We start from the raw sequence: 17,912 nt of genomic DNA on the forward strand, positions 1-17,912 counted from the left end.
TAGATTCTGGACTTTGAAATTTTGACTCTTAATTCTACATTGACAAGTAAAAAATTGGACTTACATAATAAATTAATCAAGAAATAGCTAATACAAGTAAGTTGCTTCTCTTTCTCACGAGAAGCAACTTAATTTGTTATCCGAACAGACTTTGCTTACATCTCTATTCCGTCAATCTTTAGTATTCCATCAGAAGATACTATGGTATTAAATCGTATTGGGTGTGAGCCTTTTTTGGTTTTTACATTTAAAAGTACTTCGTCTTCTTCGGTTACTCTAATTTCCGCAACTTCGCCTCCTGCTAACTTTTCACGAAGGTTTTTAAAGATTTCCAGATGTTTTTCCATCGAAAAGGAATTTAAAAAAGAAGGTTCCATCCTACGCTCAAAGAAAGATTCCCAGTTTTTCTGATCCTCGCTATTCACCGTACGCATAAAGTCGTCGACCAATTGATCCGCCATCTCACCAGTTATAGGGCTCTGTGTACTTTCTTTAGATACTTCGGGAGTAAAATCAGGTTTTAATAGCATGCCTGCAATATTAGAAGCAATATTTTCATACGGGCGTTTTACCGCATTGGTCATCATCATAATGGTGATATCCTCTTCTAAATACCGCCAAAAGTCTGCAAAGAATATTCCGTTACCTCCATTATGGGCAATCAATTCTGTATTTCTGGGAGTTGGAAAAATCGCCCAACCATATCCATAATAAGAGCCTGCTCCCTCACCTTCTTCAATATGCTTACCATACAATTTAGCTTTGGCATCGACATTCAAAATTTTATCTCCTAATAAAGCTTTGTGCCATTTATACATATCCTGCACAGTAGATAGTACGCCGCCATTTGCTCTAAGATGCCAATACGGACCATCATCTGCCCATGCTCTTTCAGTGGTTCTTCCCCACTTTTGATCACCACGATATCCTACTGCAATATGACCAAAAGATGGAATCTGATATCCTGTTTGATACATTCCAGCTGGTTTCCATAGGTTTTCGTATAGATATGCTTCATACGACATCCCTGAAAGTTTTTCGATGATGATTCCCAATATACTATACCCAACATTAGAATATTCATATTGAGTTCCGGGTGTAAATAACAGCTTCCTGTCAAAAGCTTTTTTTACAAATTCATCTGTAGTGATTTTCTGATAATCATCACCAATCGCAGGCGGTAATCCTGCAGAATGCGTTAAGAGATGATGTAAAGTAATCTCTTTTTTATCATCTGGAACATTGTCAAAATACTTTGAAAGTTTATCTGTTACCGATAATTTTCCTTGCATTTCTAGTTTTAGAATAGCAGCTCCAGTAAACTGTTTTGTAATAGATCCAGTGGTAGAAACTGTTTTTGCAGTGTATTTCACTTTATTTTCACGATCTGCATATCCATAGCCTTTTGCCAAAATAACGTTGCCTTTATGAGCCACAAGAACACTTCCGGAAAATCCTGAATCTTCTAATTGGTTCATGTACTTCTGGATTTTCTTCTTATTGGACACCTCTGTTTTCTTTTCAACTGCTTGCGCTTTTACGGGTTCTTGTTTGCACGATATAAGAATACTTAGTATCAGTGCTAGTTTTAAAAAATTATTCATACTATTCTGTTTTTTGATAGTCAATAATACACCCGTTTTAAAAGGATTACAACTAAATGGTATCTAGGTGAAAACTAAGTTATTTCTACATGAAATTCCGGTATATTCAGCTTTTATACCAACATTTTGTATGTTCATAACAAAAAACAGTCGTACATCACATTTTGACTCACTGTTCGACTATTATCAATATTTTTGAATAATGGGCATACAAAGTACAACATTACAACGATGGATAGAGATCCTCCTGAATGTCATTTTCTGGGCTATCTCTATTGCTATGATATTATTGACTACCGAAACAGGAATGGTAGAAAACATAGTAGAAGATATCAATGGGAATGTGATAGAAGAGACTATCGAAATGAGTTTGTTTATACTACCTAATCTAATAGGAATGCTTGGGATAATTCCGCTTTTCTATTATACTACCTTCTACTTAGTCCCAAAATATTATGCCTCAAAAAAGTATCCTTCTTTTGTAGGACTATTTGTTGCAGGATTAGCTTGTTTAACTGGATTAGAATTGTTGATTGTTTATTTTCAGAAAGCTCCTTTTAGCCCATTAGTGCTACGTTTTTTTCTGTTTTACAATCTTTTTTTTATGACTATAGCCATCATATATGGTATTGTGAGGCATCAATTTAGCATGGAGAGACAACAGCAACTCTTAGAAAAAGAAAAAGTCAAGGCAGAACTGCGATTAATGCAATCCCAGATCAATCCTCATTTTATGTTTAATGCTTTAAACAATTTACTAGCGATATCTGAACGATCCAACAACCCTGAAACCTCATCCGGAATCACCAAATTATCAAATTTATTGCGGTTTATGATTTATGATACACAATCCGAACAGGTGTTGCTTTCCAAAGAAATTGAATTTATTGAGAACTTTATTTCGCTTCAAAAATTAAAATATAGTACCGAAGATCCTTTTGACATTACATTTACCGTCGATACTAAAAATGAAAACCCAAAAATTGCCCCTACACTTTTAATTCCATTTGTAGAAAATGCCTTCAAACACGGACTCAATATTCAATCTGCTTCTTTTATAGATATTCAATTGACCCTTAAAAATCAGCAACTACTTTTTAAAGTTAAAAATTCTAAACATCAAATTCAGAAAACAGAATTTGACAAAAAATACTCTGGGATTGGATTAGAAAATGTAAAAAAACGACTTAAACTTATATATCCTCATCAACATCATTTGGATATTACAGAGGATGACCATACCTTTTATATACAATTAACTATCAACTTATCAGAATGATCTCTGCTGTAATCATCGATGACGAACCAAATGCCATTGAGCTTTTAAGAGGATATATTGAAAAACTTCCGTTTGTAAAATGTGTTGAAAGTTTCAGAAACCCAATTGAAGCTTTGATCTATCTTAAAGAAAACGAAGTGGATTTAATTTTACTGGATATCAATATGCCTCAACTATCAGGGATATCATTTATAAAGACATTAGAAAAGCCACCTAGCATTATTTTAACCACAGCCTATTCTGAATATGCGGTAGAAAGTTATGAGTATCAAGTTGCAGATTATCTGTTGAAACCTATTTCTTTTGAGCGCTTTTTAAAAGCTTTGCTAAAAATTCAGGATGATTTAGAAAAATCAGATATCGAGGAGAAAAATGATGCTGTTATTTATGTAAAAAGTGGTCATCAGCGGCACAAAACCAGTCTTGTGGATATTTTATACCTCAAAAAAGATGGTAACTACATTAGTTATATCACAACCCATAAAACGATTTTAGCACGACAATCTATCAAAGAAGCTTTACAAGAGTTAGGAGATCGTTTTGTACAAATTCATAAATCTACCATTATCAATCTGGATAAAGTTTCGGCTTTTGATTCGAATTCTATTACCATTGAGAACACTAAACTCTCTATCGGGCAATCGTATAAAGTAAGACTCTTGGATCGTTTGGAAGTGAAATAAAAGATCTCCACTAGTAACATACTGCATTGTTTAGACACTATCTAATATAAGGGAGAACTGAACTCCCCTTTCTTCTGCAAAGCGGAATTCATTCCCCACTTTGGTAAAGAGGGGTGCTTTTAAATTGGTAAGTAGTATATAAACTCAGTTATGGCGAATAAAAAACGAATTCATACCAGAAAGGAATTACAGGAATATAGGAGAAAACTTAGAACTGATGGCACTCCGGCAGAAGCTTTTCTTTGGAAATATTTAAAAGCCAGAAAACTTGAAAGAAGACGGTTTCAAAGGCAGCATAGTATTGAATATTACATCGTGGATTTTTATTGTGCTTCAGAAAAGCTAGTTATTGAATTAGATGGGGAGATTCATAATACACCTCAAGCTCAGGAAAAAGATCAGAAACGTACCAAAAGACTTAATGAATTAGGTTTTACTGTAATTAGATTCGAAAACAAAATGGTTTTTGATCATTTACCATCTGTTTTAAATGAAATATCGGATCATTTTAAAGAATCAAAATAAAATTGCGGTGATTATAACTCCCCTGATTCAGCAAACAGCTGAATATTTCCCTCTTTAAAAAGAGGGGTGCTTTTTCAGCAGGGATCTTAAAAACTACCTCATGAAAAACATCAACAACTCCTTAAAAACTCCTCATTTTTATTAAATGAAGCTGGATTTTATATCCCTCCCAATCTTTACCACTAAACAAAATACAAATTCAAAACTATCTCGCGAAAAACATGAAACACTCCTTAAAACTCCTCTAATTACTAAAAAATGAAGTGGTTTTACCAGGAATATAATTTTTACCATTTATTACGACACACCTTAAAAACAGTCTTGCGAAAAACATCGCACACTCCTTAAAAACTCCTCCCTTTTTAAAAAAGGGAGGTGGATTCCGATTTTATCGGAATTCGGAGGGTTCAATTACCCCACACTTACCAAAACCCCAAGAGATCCCATATTCTTACTTTTTACCTTGGCACTTCATTATGAAGTAAAAATCAGGTAAAATCCCCTGGTATGGGTACGCAATAATTAATTATCTTAGAGCTTTACTCCAATCATTTAATTACAAAACATTAAAATGTCTGTAGCAACCATACCAACCAGCGATCGAATTAAATTACCCTATACTTTTGATGCCGAAAAGATGTTAGAGGAGTTTAAAGCTTTTACACCGGAGCATTTTGAGTATTATGATGTCATACCATTACGAGCACCTGCACATCAAGTAGATACATCGCTACCATTTCCTCCGCCAGCAGATGATTATGCCGATGGCTCTTGGACCGATTGGTTAGACACCAAGGCATTACAGCAATCTCCTTATCTTACCGGTGTGGTAGATTTTTTTAGAGCACATACAAAAGTGACATTAGTGCGTTTATTGCGTTTGGCACCTGGAGCCATTGTAAAAGAACATACAGATCCAACCTTAGGATTAGAAATAGAACGATCTGTGATTCGGTTAACCATTCCTATTACTTACAGTGATGATGTCGTATTTTACCTCAACAATACTCCAGTTTCTATGTTACCTGGTGAATGCTGGTACCTAAGATTAACAGATCCCCATAAGATTGATAATCTAGGGAATACAGAACGTGTTAATTTCACTATTGACATGATCCCAAATGATTGGGTGCGAACGACAATTATAGAAAATGATGCTCACAATCACTAAATCTTATATAAGCATTTTATGATGCTTAAGAATGTATGCCTCATCCTAAAATTGATTCAGGTTCCCACAAGAATATAATATAATCATCCCCATAATTGATGCTGAAAATATAATCAGCGAACTACCACTAAACATCGTTTGATGCAAAGTGGATTATTACTTTTTAATAAAATTTAAAACAAAAATTATGGAACACAAATTAGCAATTGGGGTTTTTCGAAGGTTTGATCACGAGTTAGTAACAGATCATAGCGATTCAGAAGCGGAACTGGCATTACACAACAGAAGGAAAGATGCCTTGATCGATGTATTTGAGAATGAAGATCAAATAATTGTCAAGGATTGGGGACAAACCAAAGACACAGAACCGCACGAATTTGTTGAATTGGTTTTAGGAATCGTAGGAACAGCTGTTTTTAATTATGCTATCGTGCCGGGACTCAAATATGTTGGAGAAAAGTTTGCCGAAAAATTGGTTGACGATACAATCTCAAATTCTGTCAAATGGATTATTTCTAAATTACGACCGAAACAAGAATCAAAAGAAATATTAGATTTTCAGATTAAATTACCTAACGGAACTTTAATTGCCGTAGATCCACCTGATAGAAATGCATCCATTACCATTCATTTTAATGATGGAAAGGTGGAATCCATAAACTATGACGCTGAAAAGTCATAATGGATAAAATAAAAATACATCCTATTATTCGAGGCAGGTCACTTGTATTCTCATCTTAAAAATGTTAAACCTACATCAAAAACGCACATAGTTTAGCCGTAAATGAAGTATATTTAGCGCTTCATAAATTATCTTAAGCCTATGTTGTCAAAATTCTATAACGTAAAAAATTTAAAAGGAGATTTTACAGGTGGATTAGTTGCTGGGGTGGTTGCATTACCGCTTGCCTTAGCTTTTGGTGTACAATCGGGTATGGGGGCTACAGCCGGTCTGTATGGAGCCATCGCTGTTGGTATCTTTGCTGCCTTGTTTGGAGGTACCGAGACACAAGCCAGTGGTCCAACAGGTCCGATGACCGTAGTTTCTGCAACGCTAATCGCCGCTGCTATAGAAATGAATGGTTCTCTGGGTAATGCGATGCCTATAATCGTAGCAACTTTCTTGTTGGGTGGACTCTTCCAGATATTATTCGGATTTTTAAATATTGCGAGTTACGTTAAGTATTTTCCATATCCCGTAGTCTCAGGATTTATGAGTGGTGTAGGTTTGATCATTGTGATTCTGCAACTTTTCCCATTTGTCGGTTTAAGTTCTGCAAAATCAACCACAGCCGTTATGCAGGATTTACCGAGGCTTTTTTCTGATGCCAATCCATACGCGTTACTATTAGGAGGGATCACTATTGCTGTATATTACCTTTTTCCAAAAATAACCAAAGCAATACCCAGTGCTTTGGTAGCCTTGATCGTTGCTTCGCTGGTAGCCTATTTTACAAAAATGGATGTACCTTTAATTGGAGAAATACCATCCGGATTACCATCGCTTCAATTAGATGGCATTTTTGCAATAGATTCTAGTGCACTAAGTGTTATTATCGAATATGGAGTGGTACTCGCTGTATTAGGAAGTATAGATTCCCTTTTAACATCTGTTGTTGCTGATAATATGACCAAAACGAAACATAATAGTAATCGAGAATTGATCGGGCAAGGGATTGGTAATATGTTGGCAGCAGTTATTGGTGGTATTCCGGGAGCTGGTGCTACCAAAGGAACGGTGGTGAACATCAATGCAGGTGGAAAAACAAGATTATCAGGAGTATTACACGGTTTATTTTTATTGGCTGTATTATTAGGTTTAGGAAAACTAGCAGCACATATCCCGCTTTGTGTATTGGCTGGATTATTGATCCCTATTGGATTTAAAATAGTAGATTTTAAAGGATTAAAACACTTATTAAAAGTACCTAGAGCCGATGCCCTTGTATTGATTCTGGTATTATTTATTACCACTTTTGGTAGTTTGATACAAGCCGTTGGTATTGGAGTGGCATTAGCTTGTTTATTGTTTATGAAAAAAGCTGGGGATTTAAGTGAACAAGGAATGGAAGTTGGAGATATTGCCGATTTTGACGGTTCTAAACCTTGGCAAGACGAAATTGAATTCTACGACCGCTATAAAGGCAAAGTCATTATTAAGCATTTATATGGACCGTTATTTTTTGGTTTTACTTCCTATTTTAAAGATCAGATCAAAGCGTTACCAAAAGATGTGAGAGCTGTTATTTTAAGAATGGATCGTGTTCCCTATATTGATCAATCAGGTATCTACACCCTTGAGGATACCATTTTTGACTTACGGGCACAAGGAATTGAAGTAATATTCGTAGGACTCAAAGAACAACCTGCAGATATGCTCAAGGCTGTTGATATCATCCCAGATCTTGTTCCCGAAAACGATCTATTCGAGAATATTGAGGATAGCTTTACCTATTTACGAGAGAAGTTCAAACAACGTTCGGAGGCGGTGTAAATAAAATCTGCAACACAATTAATTCTATAGTGCTTATCAATGAAAAAAACTTTATTTGATCTCACCAAAGAAGAGTGGAATACATTATTCCCTATTGAATTGACAGATCACAATCCTGAATGGAAAAGAATTTATAAAATTGAAAAAGAACGAATATTAAAAAACGTTGGTGCCACTTCTATTTTACGGATAGAACATTTCGGAAGTTCCTCAATACCATCTATAAAATCCAAACCTTATATTGATATATTGATAGAAATTCCTAAAGCATTACTATTTGATAAGAATTTAATTTCAAAGTTTACTGATTTAGGATATTCCCATTTTGTCGTCCCCGAAAGAGATAATATTGAAGCCTACTCTTCCTTTGGCAAAGGATACAATCTCGAAGGAAAAAAAGAACAAATTTTTCATCTCCATATGTGCCCTAAGGACAATACGATGTGGAAACAAATTGGGTTTAGAGATTATCTGATCGGAAATCAAGAGCGAGCTAAAATGTATGAAAGTCTCAAAATTCAGTTAGCGAAAAAATATAAAAACGATCGAGGAGCTTATGTTTTAGGAAAAACCAAATTTGTTTATGAAACTTTAGAACTGATTTAGCAAACTCGATTGCAAATCAGTATTAAAACCTCTATTAACCAATTTCTTTAACACTTTTTTAACCATATCAAGAAGTTAGAAAAGCTCAAAAAAAACGACATTTAGTAAAAACAACAGTCACATGAGTCTTTCTAAAATTTCCTTTACCAATGCAGAAGGTCAGACGCTTTCAGGGCGTTTGGAATTACCTGCAGATCAACATCCACATAATTTTGCGCTTTTTGCACACTGTTTTACTTGTAATAAAAATCTGGGGGCGGTTCGTAATATAAGTCGTGCACTCACTTCTCAGGGATTTGGTGTATTACGATTTGATTTTACAGGTTTAGGTGAAAGTGAAGGTGATTTTGCTGATACTAACTTCTCAGGAAATGTAGAAGATCTGGTTGCGGCAGCAGATTTTTTAACCAAAGAATACCAGGCTCCTTCTCTATTGGTCGGTCATTCTCTTGGTGGTGCGGCAGCTATATTTGCAGCTGCAGCAATAGATTCGATCAAGGCAGTTGCCACTGTAGGAGCTCCTTCTGATCCAACCCATGTTCAACATCTATTACGAAGTGGATTAGAAGAAATCGAAGCAAATGGTAAAGCCATTGTAAACCTCAGCGGAAGAGATTTTACTATTAAAAAACAGTTTCTGGATGATCTCGAAACCAAATCATTACCAACAGTAGCAAAAAACTTAGATAAAGCGTTATTAGTTTTGCACTCACCACAAGATACAACGGTAGGTATTAGAAATGCTGAAGAAATTTACCACGCTGCAAAACATCCTAAAAGCTTTGTGACCTTGGATGGTGCAGATCATTTATTAATGCGAAAAGAAGATTCTATATATGTTGGAAAAGTGATTGCGGGTTGGTCCTCCAGATATGTTGATATTCCTGAAGAACCCAAGCTAAAAAGTCAACATCATGTAGTTGCCAGTTTAGGAAATGATGAAGGTTATACTACTCAAATGAAAGTTGGAAATCACTATATGGTTGCCGATGAACCTGAAAGCGTGGGCGGTAACGATTTTGGACCTTCTCCATATGAATTGGTTTCCGCCGGATTATCAGCTTGTACAGCAATGACTATTAAAATGTATGTAGCTAGAAAAGATTGGGATCTTCAAAATGTAGAAGTACATACAAGCTATGATAAAAAACATATGGAAGATTGCGAAAATTGTGAGGATCCAATGGCGAAGATAGATACGTTCGAAAGAGAAATCAAGCTGGAAGGGAATTTGGACGAAAAGCAAATTCAGAGAATCTTACAGATCGCTGATAAATGTCCTGTACATAAAACACTACATTCCCCGACGCAAGTAATTACCAAATTAATCAAGTGATATAGAAATAAAGTGGGAAGCCATATAATACTGGTGCTTCCCATTTAATCATCATGAAAAGTATAAAAATTCTCTTCAAAAGAAATTCTTTATGCTAAAAAGCAAAAACCGTTAACTTTTATCTAGCTAACGGTTTTGAAGTACTTCACTCAAAAATAATTCAGCAATTTCTTATTGTTTTACCAGTCTTTTGGTTTGTATGGTCTTTTCGTTTTCATCTTTGACAGAAAGTAGATAAATTCCGGTTTGACTAATCTTCGGAGTAATGGTAATAGTCATATTTTTGAATTCAATAGAAATATCTTCTTCATGAATTACTTTTCCTGTAAGCGTATACACATTGATAGTATATTTTTTATTCACTTCGAATAAAGAGGTAGTAATATTAATCTGATCGGTAAAAGGATTAGGATATAACTTAAAGAATTGTTGCTGGGAGAAAGGTTTTATTATATTCGAAATTGTTCTATTATCAATTGTATATTCTACAATCAATCTTGCAGCCTTATCAGCACCTCCTTCGTATGAATCAGCCACTCTTTTAGCAGAAGTATTGCTAAGGCTAACTCCCTTTCCTCTTACCATAAAACTAACATTATTACCGGATGACCAAGAACTTTTATTGACTAACTGTTGAACCATGTTTTTTAGGTTTGGAGAGCGCTGGACACTTCCGCTTTGTCCACTTGACCATGATGAAGGATTCCACACCACTTTATTAGAAAATGTAGCTCTTCCGGATACGTTATCAGATGAAGAGAAAGCTGGAGAATTACTACTATCATGAAGTGAAACTTCTAATTCTGCATTAGCGCTATGACTTTCGTCTGCCGTAAATTGTAGATAAGCATTTGTAATTATAACATTTTTAGGAACGTCAACAGATCGAAATCGCAACCCAACAACCTGATAACTTGAGTTATTGTAACTATCATACACTAACTCCAGGTCACTACTATTAGCATATACACTTCCGTTTTTATCTTCTTCTACATCATCATTCCCATTGCTAATTGCAACATCAATAACACCTGTATTTCCACCTGTAATTTCGGTAAATGTAGCAGTAACAGATTTATTTCCATTCATCGTAATAGATGCAGGGTTTGTAGTACCCGATAGCTCACCGCTCCAACCACTAAATTCCCATCCATTTGCTGGAATAGCGTGTACCGTAGCAGTTTCTCCATCCTGATAAGTTCCTGCTCCATCTATCGTGCCTTGCCCAATGGAATTGACTGATAAGGTATAGCTATCGGTAGAAACTGTTTCATAACTGATGATTAATTTAGGTGCTTGATCAGAACCACCTTCATAAGAATCGGCTACTCTTTTTGCAGATGTATTCGTTAAACTTATTCCTTTCCCTCGTATAATAAAACTAGCATTATTACCGGATTCCCAAGAACTTTTATTAACTAACTGCTGAACCATACTTTTTAGATCAGGTGATCGTTGTGATGAACCATTTTGCCCCCTAGACCATGAAGAAGGATTCCAGATTACTTTATTAGAAAACAGCGATCTATTCGACACATTATTCGATGCTGTTGTAAAAGCAGGAGAATTACTACTGTTATGTAAAGCTATTTCGAGTTCTGCTTCAGCACTGTTACTTTCATCCGCAGTGAATTGTAGGTATGCACTGGTAATTGTTGCATCCTTTGGCAGGGCCAAAGATCTAAATCGCAATCCTATAGTTTGATTTCCTGCACTGCTATGACTATCATATACCAGTTCCAGATCACTACTATTGGTATATACATCACCATTCTGTCGCTCTTCTACATCATCACTACCACTCATAATAGACACCTCAATGCTACCATTATCTGGATCAGGATCCACGATTATTCCTTTATTTATGGTCACTACACTTCCGTTAGAAGGATTCCATATATCCAAATTAGCAGGAATCTGAAATACATTATTATTGGACACCGAACCTACTTGTGATGCATTATCTACTTTGATAGTTCTGGTTTCTATTTTGTTTTCATCTACAAAAATCCATTTAAATTGATTGAATCTTGCCGAGTTTCGTGTCCAGTCTTTGTTATCATCATTAGATCTTAATGGAGCACCCCAACATCCTTCTCCGGCATATACAGTTCCATTTTGATCATCTCTTATAAAGCCTTCGTCATTTCCAGATCCAGTACTTGGTCTTACCGGCCAAGTCGTTTTTACCGTATGAGCATCACACTCAATTACAAGTTTTACTCCTTTATCGTAAAATAGCTGTGCCCAATTATTATATTGACTATTACCTTCAGATTTGTAAGATACGTGTGGACGCATTGGCTTATGATATTGTGCCATTTTCCAAGTTACTTCAGTACTCGCATTCAAATCATTTTGTAACCAAGTAGTTTGATTTCCAGAAATAGAAATTTCGGTATTCAAGGTATAAGTTCTTACAAGATTATCTCCAAAAGTAATAGCATAATACACACTGGATGAAGGCGTATCGAACAAATTATAAACACTGTTATTGCTATCTTCGTGATTTCCTCTTGTTGCAACAATTGGAAACATTCTGCCATCTGAAGCTATTGTCAACTGCCAGTCGTTAAACCAAGTTTGCCATTGACTATTAGTATCATCATCTGTCATGTCTCCTCCAAACAAAACCGCATGAGGTTTTAATTTAGCAACTAAACGATTTGCGTTCTGCCTTGGAGTTCTGTTATTTCTAGAATCTCCTCCTGCTATAAAAGACAGTCTACTTCTATCGGCCGGAGCTGTTTTAAACCAAAATCGCTCACTAGTACCTTGACTATCTCTTATCACAAAAAAATAAGCGGTATTAGGTTGTAAGCCGGTTAACCGTGCAAAGGTATTATTCATCCCTTTATAAGAAACCGTTCTGTCTGGTGATTTAGAATTAGGGTAATTACTGTAATTGGTTCCATAATCTGTAGTGCCGTAATAAACAGTTGGGTTACTACCAGATATTTGATTCCATCCTATTACTATAGAGGTTGCTGGATTTCCTCGTAAGGTTAGTCGATACTTGTCATTAGAGGCTGTGACCTGCAATCCTATAAGAATTACAAGAAGGGTAAGTATTCTTTTCATGAAAATATAATTAAGTTGGTTTTATAAAGTTAATTTATAATTGATAAAACTAGTTCATTAAATGAATAAATATTAACACTAACTAATTCTTAATTAAGAATTAATGTTTATCACTATATATTATAAATAATATAATATTGAATTTGTAATCAGTTAACAATATTCCTTTTTACTTTGTAATCATGACAAAAGATCAAACTCAACGTATTCTCAAAATATCAGTATTTTTAATTTTCTTTGGTAGAGCTTGGCAACATCTCTTTTGGGATGCTCCATACCGAACTTTTTTTTGGGATGAATCCCTTTTAAAACCCATTATTGAAGGGTTATTTAATACTTCCTGGCAAGAATATGCAACTAGTGAGCGTACCGATCAAATTATTCAAAATGGTATCAAAACTAATGGATTCATATACCTTATTGCTGCAATTTCATCATTAGCTATTCGAAAAGAAGTTTCAAAATTATTTAGAATTCCAATTCTTATCGGTGGTATCAGTCTGGTATTACTTACACTCTTAATGACTAAAGAGAAGTTCTATCACGCCGCCCAATTTTTTGAGCACAGTATTCAGTTTGGGTTACCCCTTGTTTTGTTATATAGTTATTCTAAACGTTTAAAAATCGAACGATTAATCTTGATACTTAAGATTTTAATCGCTTTTACTTTTTTCTCTCATGGATTATACGCTTTTGGGTTTTATCCTGTTCCGGGAAAATTTGTAGATATGACTATACATATCTTTGGATTTTCTGAATCTAATGCTATTGCTTTTTTATATGTAGCTGGTATCTTAGACTTCATCCTTGCTATTCTGATTTTTATTCCGAAAGTTCAGATATACGCGCTATGGTATGCTGTTATTTGGGGGTTATTAACCGCTCTAGCCAGAATAGTAGCTAACTTCTATTGGGAGTTTCCTTTACAATCCATTCATCAGAATTTATATGAAGTTTTATATCGTCTTCCACATGGATTAACACCTTTATTAGTGATTCTATCCATTAAGAAGCAAAGTGGTCCTAAAATAAAGAAGGCTGCCCATATAATGGACAGCCCTCCCGCTAAACTCAAGATATAAATCTATTTAATTACAAATCTTTGTGTTTCGCCTTGAACTTTTAGCAAGTACATACCTGCTTCAAGGTTACCAACATTGATAGTTTTGCTACCGCTGATAGTGCCTTGTCCAACAATCTGTCCTACCACATTCATAATAGTATATGGATGATTGTTAGCATTCTTAGCTTCTTTCATTGAAACTTGCAATAATCCGCCTCTTTTTAGTGGATTAGGTGCAATAGTGAATCTAGAAATACTCTCTTCGTCTTCATTTCCTAATATCGGAGTTGTAGGTCCAAAATCAGCTACTACTGTAGATCCACAAGATCCTTCGTAGATTTTAACATTAGAGAACGTAGAATTATTTCCTGACCCAGCATCATTATCATTAATGAATACCAATCGATCCATATTTCCTGTATAGAAGTTACCTACCGGAATTACATAGGTTGTTGTTCCGCTAGAATAGTTATCATAGTTGGTCACTCCATAATTTTGAGTACCGTGAACTTTGAAATATCTATTAGCTGTCAACGTATTGTCATCTTCGAAACCTACACCGTGAATTTCTCCTTGAGAACCACTACTGAATTCAAATTCTATGACAGTATTTGCTGTCACATTATAGCTAAGGTTAATGTGCTTCCAGGTATTGTTAGTCAATGTTAATGACGCTCCTCCACTTCCGATAGAGAAGTCTCCTGCGGCATCCTGATTAGAGAAAGCATTGATTGTAAAGCTATTGAAATCTATAGTGTCGCACGTTGGAGGTGGCGGTGGTGGAGTTGTACCATCTGTGATACTTACGTCATCAATTGCAATATCACTTTGCCATCCACTCGTACCATTACCAGTCACTACATTGAATCTTAACTGTACACTTGCTTCTCCTGCATAAGCAGATAAATCAACAGAAGCTGTATTCCAGTTACTTCCTTGAGCTCCTGACCTACTAAATACACTTGACCAGTTTCCTGTATCTCCGGCTCTAGCTTCTACTGTAAGAGAATTAATCGCACTACCCAACATATGGTATTGGAAACCTAAAGCTGGTGCTGTTACTGCACTGAAATCTAAACACGGTGAATTTAAAATTGCTCGCTTATCAGGGAATCCAGTTCCATTTCCAGAAGCTTCTACATAAATATAAGAACTTCCGTCTGCCGCTCCACTTGGTCCTGTACTATTAGACGGTGTACCTCCGGAGTTTACTGTCCAGTCGATATCGTCTGCTGAAGTTTCCTGAGACCAAGCTCCAATAGAACCTTCATAGCTTTCAGCATATGGGAAAGTAGCTATACCTCCCGTACAACCTGTTGGTGGTGGTGGCGTTGTTCCATCTGTGATACTTAAGTTATCTATGGCGATATCACTTTGCCATCCTTCGGTACCACTACCTGTTACAACATTTAATCTTAATTGAACACTAGCATTTCCGGCGTATGCAGATAAATCTACAGAAGCGGTGTTCCAGTCAGCACCTTGCGCTCCTGATCTATTAAAGACACTAACCCAGTCTCCTGTATTATCTGTTCTTGCTTCTAAATCAAGTGAATTAATAGCACTACCTAACATGTGATATTGGAATCCTATTGTAGGTGATGATAATGCACTGAAGTCTAAACAAGGAGACTCTAAAATTGCTCTCTTATTAGGGAATCCTGTTCCATCACCAGACGCTTCTACATAGATGTAAGAATTACCATCTGCAGCTGCACTTGGTCCTGTATTATTAGAAGGTGTTCCTCCAGAATTTACTGTCCAGTTAATATCATCTCCAGCGGATTGAGTCCAATCACCAATAGATCCTTCAAAGCTTTCATTATAAGGGAAAGCAGAAACATCTCCTGAACAATTTACAGGTGGTGGTGGCGTCGTATCACAAGGGTTTACAAAAGATACCGTCTGGTCAGTTTGACCATTAGTACCACCGTTGTTATTTTCATTTGCGTCCTGGCCAACACCACGCTCAGCAAATGCCTTCCAGATAATACATTCGTATTGTCCACCGTATAAATCCTGATCTGCTTGTAGAATACCATCTCTACCAGATACAAATCCAGGATTATTAGCAGTGTTTTTTAGACCCTCTATAACTAAAGCCATTGCGATATTGTTACCACCAGTTCCGTTATAAAAATCAGGATCAAATCCTTCTGCATCGATTAATCCCCAAGTCATATCCCATAATATGGTAGCAAAAGCATACCCTACTCCGTGTGGTCTTGCTAATCCACCTATATCTGCATAATCTGTATTATTTACAGATCTATCAATAGAATAAGGAGTTGGACGAATACCATCTCCGGTAGTTGGCTGATTTAAAGCATATGTACCAATTCCTCTAGAATCTGTACCTAAGTCTCCGGCTTTCATAGTAAGCATTAATCCAAACCAATCAGACCATCCTTCACCCATTTGCTCAGAACCTCCTAAGTTATTTGAAGCTGGTCCACCTACTAATCTAATAGATATACCATGTCCATATTCGTGAGCAATGATTCCGTTATCTAAATCTCCATCTCTATCAGGGTTTGGACTTGTCCAAAGGAACATCTGCATTCTAGGATTACCACCGTCTCCCGGTGTTGAAAAATTTGCATTATTGCTTCCGCTGCCATCTTGCGCATCTGCATTTACAGAATCGCCTCCTGCTCCACCTCTTCCATAATTATTCTCCTGGAAGTTTCCGCTAGCTTCATCAAAACCATACTGATAGAATACATCGTGCATGATATTGTTCCAATAAAATAAGTTTGTAATAGCTGCATCATCATAGGTAATTGGTCCCTGACTAAGATCAATTGGAAAATTAAAATCTAGGCTCGCTCCACCATCTGGTGAAAAACCTGTACCATTATTTCCATTTCTATCTTCCTGAGCCCATACATTATTACCTCTGGTAATTGTAAACTCTGCTCCAGCACTACCATTAGTATCGTGCCATCCAAATGGAGATGCTGTTGCATCAGCAGGGTCTGTTACTATAGAACGATTTCCGTGACTTGGACTTTCCACAGGCATTGCATATACATTATAGGAATCAGGAGCAAGCGCTGCTGTTGCTTCTGCTTCTGTAGGTACGGTTGGAACTGCTTTATCAAATAATACAGATTCTCCATGATCATGAGATTCGTGATCAGGGGTTCCAAAATTACATGAAATTACCCAATCTTCTGTATATAGGATTTTACCAGAAGAGGCATCCACATTTGCATTCCACCAATGTTGCCCATCTTTTTGATATAAGCTAACACGCCAAGTTAATATGAGCTTGTCATCCTGCTTAAGATATACTTGTTTTGCCTCTATAGGCTCTAAAGTAATCCCAGAATTGTCATACACTAAAGATCCATCTGATTTATTTTTAGACCTCACTAATTGTGGCGATTGTAAATTATGAGCTCTCGCCACATTCATAATCGCATTTTCAGGAGAAAGAGATGCTTTTGCAGAAGTTACCTTAGATTTGATATCCTTTACGAACTGATCAATTTCCCAGGTTACTTTCTGATTATTTTTTACAGTCAACTTGTATGTTGCATACTGTATAGGTATTCCTTGATAATACTGCTGCACGTAAACGTGCTGTATCGCAGGGTTTAAGGAAGGAACTACATTTGTTACTGTCCACTCTGACACATCCTCTGTTGTCAAGGCTGATTTAGCTGTCGTGCTGTTGAGATGATTTTTCACAATACCATCCATGATGTTTTGTGCAAACATTGTTTGTCCTATAAAAAGTGTAAATAGAACAAACGAGTACATTTTTTTCATACGTATAAATTTTGAATTTGTGTTAACTAAAATTAACAAAATCAAAGGTATTTATAGCATAAATCACATATACCTGAAAGAAGTTTAACAATTTCACATTTTCAATGAATATTTTATATATCAAAAAACAACCCATTATTAGCTAACTAACAATTGGTAGTTAGCCTACATAAATACTAGAGTTTAGAAAAAAAAAACAACCAATTATCCGTAAAACCTGAAAATCAGAATAATAGCTATCCCTTTTTTTTATTACGGGATATCTGTAGTATTTTTTTTAACTTTTTTTTAAA

General features: G+C 35.9%; 12 protein-coding genes. 9 read left to right on the plus strand and 3 right to left on the minus strand.

The genetic code is table 11. The annotated features are described in order from the left end of the window. Window positions 1-155: 155 nt before the first annotated feature. On the minus strand, window positions 156-1,604 hold the full coding sequence (locus tag ACFSR1_RS02095; protein ID WP_378289144.1) for a serine hydrolase domain-containing protein: 1,449 nt from the start codon (window positions 1,602-1,604) through the stop codon (window positions 156-158). A 202-nt stretch (window positions 1,605-1,806) separates the two neighbouring features. Here ACFSR1_RS02095 and ACFSR1_RS02100 point away from each other — a divergent pair, with 202 nt between their 5' ends. The 8 genes from ACFSR1_RS02100 to ACFSR1_RS02135 all read left to right on the plus strand — a co-directional run bounded on the left by ACFSR1_RS02100 (window position 1,807) and on the right by ACFSR1_RS02135 (window position 9,698). Then, window positions 1,807-2,883, plus strand: coding sequence for a sensor histidine kinase (locus ACFSR1_RS02100; protein WP_378289146.1), 1,077 nt, complete (start codon window positions 1,807-1,809; stop codon window positions 2,881-2,883). After that, window positions 2,880-3,566 (plus strand): LytR/AlgR family response regulator transcription factor, encoded by a 687-nt coding sequence (locus tag ACFSR1_RS02105; protein WP_378289148.1) that lies wholly within the window; start codon window positions 2,880-2,882, stop codon window positions 3,564-3,566. The genes ACFSR1_RS02100 and ACFSR1_RS02105 overlap by 4 nt, the downstream gene beginning before the upstream one ends. Before the next feature lie 150 nt (window positions 3,567-3,716). Continuing rightward, complete coding sequence (locus tag ACFSR1_RS02110; protein ID WP_378289150.1) at window positions 3,717-4,091, plus strand: endonuclease domain-containing protein; 375 nt, start codon at window positions 3,717-3,719, stop codon at window positions 4,089-4,091. 571 nt (window positions 4,092-4,662) lie between these two features. Further along, complete coding sequence (locus ACFSR1_RS02115; protein WP_378289152.1) at window positions 4,663-5,262, plus strand: aspartyl/asparaginyl beta-hydroxylase domain-containing protein; 600 nt, start codon at window positions 4,663-4,665, stop codon at window positions 5,260-5,262. A 187-nt stretch (window positions 5,263-5,449) separates the two neighbouring features. Then, the gene (locus ACFSR1_RS02120; RefSeq protein WP_378289154.1) at window positions 5,450-5,944 is read left to right on the plus strand and encodes a hypothetical protein; all 495 of its coding nucleotides are present in this window, start codon (window positions 5,450-5,452) and stop codon (window positions 5,942-5,944) included. A 141-nt stretch (window positions 5,945-6,085) separates the two neighbouring features. Then, window positions 6,086-7,756: a SulP family inorganic anion transporter gene (locus tag ACFSR1_RS02125; RefSeq protein WP_378289156.1), complete on the plus strand. Its 1,671-nt coding sequence runs from the start codon at window positions 6,086-6,088 to the stop codon at window positions 7,754-7,756. 39 nt (window positions 7,757-7,795) lie between these two features. Then, window positions 7,796-8,362: a GrpB family protein gene (locus ACFSR1_RS02130; RefSeq protein WP_378289158.1), complete on the plus strand. Its 567-nt coding sequence runs from the start codon at window positions 7,796-7,798 to the stop codon at window positions 8,360-8,362. Window positions 8,363-8,483: 121 nt separating this feature from the next. Next, on the plus strand, window positions 8,484-9,698 hold the full coding sequence (locus ACFSR1_RS02135) for a bifunctional alpha/beta hydrolase/OsmC family protein (protein WP_378289160.1): 1,215 nt from the start codon (window positions 8,484-8,486) through the stop codon (window positions 9,696-9,698). A 171-nt stretch (window positions 9,699-9,869) separates the two neighbouring features. Here ACFSR1_RS02135 and ACFSR1_RS02140 read toward each other — a convergent pair whose 3' ends face one another. Next, window positions 9,870-12,779: an InlB B-repeat-containing protein gene (locus ACFSR1_RS02140; protein ID WP_378289162.1), complete on the minus strand. Its 2,910-nt coding sequence runs from the start codon at window positions 12,777-12,779 to the stop codon at window positions 9,870-9,872. A gap of 182 nt (window positions 12,780-12,961) precedes the next feature. Between ACFSR1_RS02140 and ACFSR1_RS02145 the strand changes: the two genes are divergently transcribed. Then, complete coding sequence (locus ACFSR1_RS02145; RefSeq protein ID WP_378289164.1) at window positions 12,962-13,861, plus strand: hypothetical protein; 900 nt, start codon at window positions 12,962-12,964, stop codon at window positions 13,859-13,861. Between the two features lie 2 nt (window positions 13,862-13,863). Here ACFSR1_RS02145 and ACFSR1_RS02150 read toward each other — a convergent pair whose 3' ends face one another. Next, window positions 13,864-17,619 (minus strand): M36 family metallopeptidase, encoded by a 3,756-nt coding sequence (locus ACFSR1_RS02150; RefSeq protein ID WP_378289166.1) that lies wholly within the window; start codon window positions 17,617-17,619, stop codon window positions 13,864-13,866. Between the last annotated feature and the right edge of the window lie 293 nt (window positions 17,620-17,912).

Source organism: Aquimarina rubra (genome assembly GCF_042684305.1).
GTDB classification, from domain to species: domain Bacteria; phylum Bacteroidota; class Bacteroidia; order Flavobacteriales; family Flavobacteriaceae; genus Aquimarina; species Aquimarina rubra.

What these genes read in the sequence shown, in the direction of transcription:
- ACFSR1_RS02095 (WP_378289144.1), bottom strand. Translation starts at nt 1,604, where the DNA reads ATGAATAATTTTTTAAAACTAGCACTGATACTAAGTATTCTTATATCG.
- ACFSR1_RS02105 (WP_378289148.1), top strand. Translation starts at nt 2,880, where the DNA reads ATGATCTCTGCTGTAATCATCGATGACGAACCAAATGCCATTGAGCTT.
- ACFSR1_RS02140 (WP_378289162.1), bottom strand. Translation starts at nt 12,779, where the DNA reads ATGAAAAGAATACTTACCCTTCTTGTAATTCTTATAGGATTGCAGGTC.
- ACFSR1_RS02130 (WP_378289158.1), top strand. Translation starts at nt 7,796, where the DNA reads ATGAAAAAAACTTTATTTGATCTCACCAAAGAAGAGTGGAATACATTA.
- ACFSR1_RS02120 (WP_378289154.1), top strand. Translation starts at nt 5,450, where the DNA reads ATGGAACACAAATTAGCAATTGGGGTTTTTCGAAGGTTTGATCACGAG.
- ACFSR1_RS02150 (WP_378289166.1), bottom strand. Translation starts at nt 17,619, where the DNA reads ATGAAAAAAATGTACTCGTTTGTTCTATTTACACTTTTTATAGGACAA.
- ACFSR1_RS02110 (WP_378289150.1), top strand. Translation starts at nt 3,717, where the DNA reads ATGGCGAATAAAAAACGAATTCATACCAGAAAGGAATTACAGGAATAT.
- ACFSR1_RS02125 (WP_378289156.1), top strand. Translation starts at nt 6,086, where the DNA reads ATGTTGTCAAAATTCTATAACGTAAAAAATTTAAAAGGAGATTTTACA.
- ACFSR1_RS02115 (WP_378289152.1), top strand. Translation starts at nt 4,663, where the DNA reads ATGTCTGTAGCAACCATACCAACCAGCGATCGAATTAAATTACCCTAT.
- ACFSR1_RS02145 (WP_378289164.1), top strand. Translation starts at nt 12,962, where the DNA reads ATGACAAAAGATCAAACTCAACGTATTCTCAAAATATCAGTATTTTTA.
- ACFSR1_RS02100 (WP_378289146.1), top strand. Translation starts at nt 1,807, where the DNA reads ATGGGCATACAAAGTACAACATTACAACGATGGATAGAGATCCTCCTG.
- ACFSR1_RS02135 (WP_378289160.1), top strand. Translation starts at nt 8,484, where the DNA reads ATGAGTCTTTCTAAAATTTCCTTTACCAATGCAGAAGGTCAGACGCTT.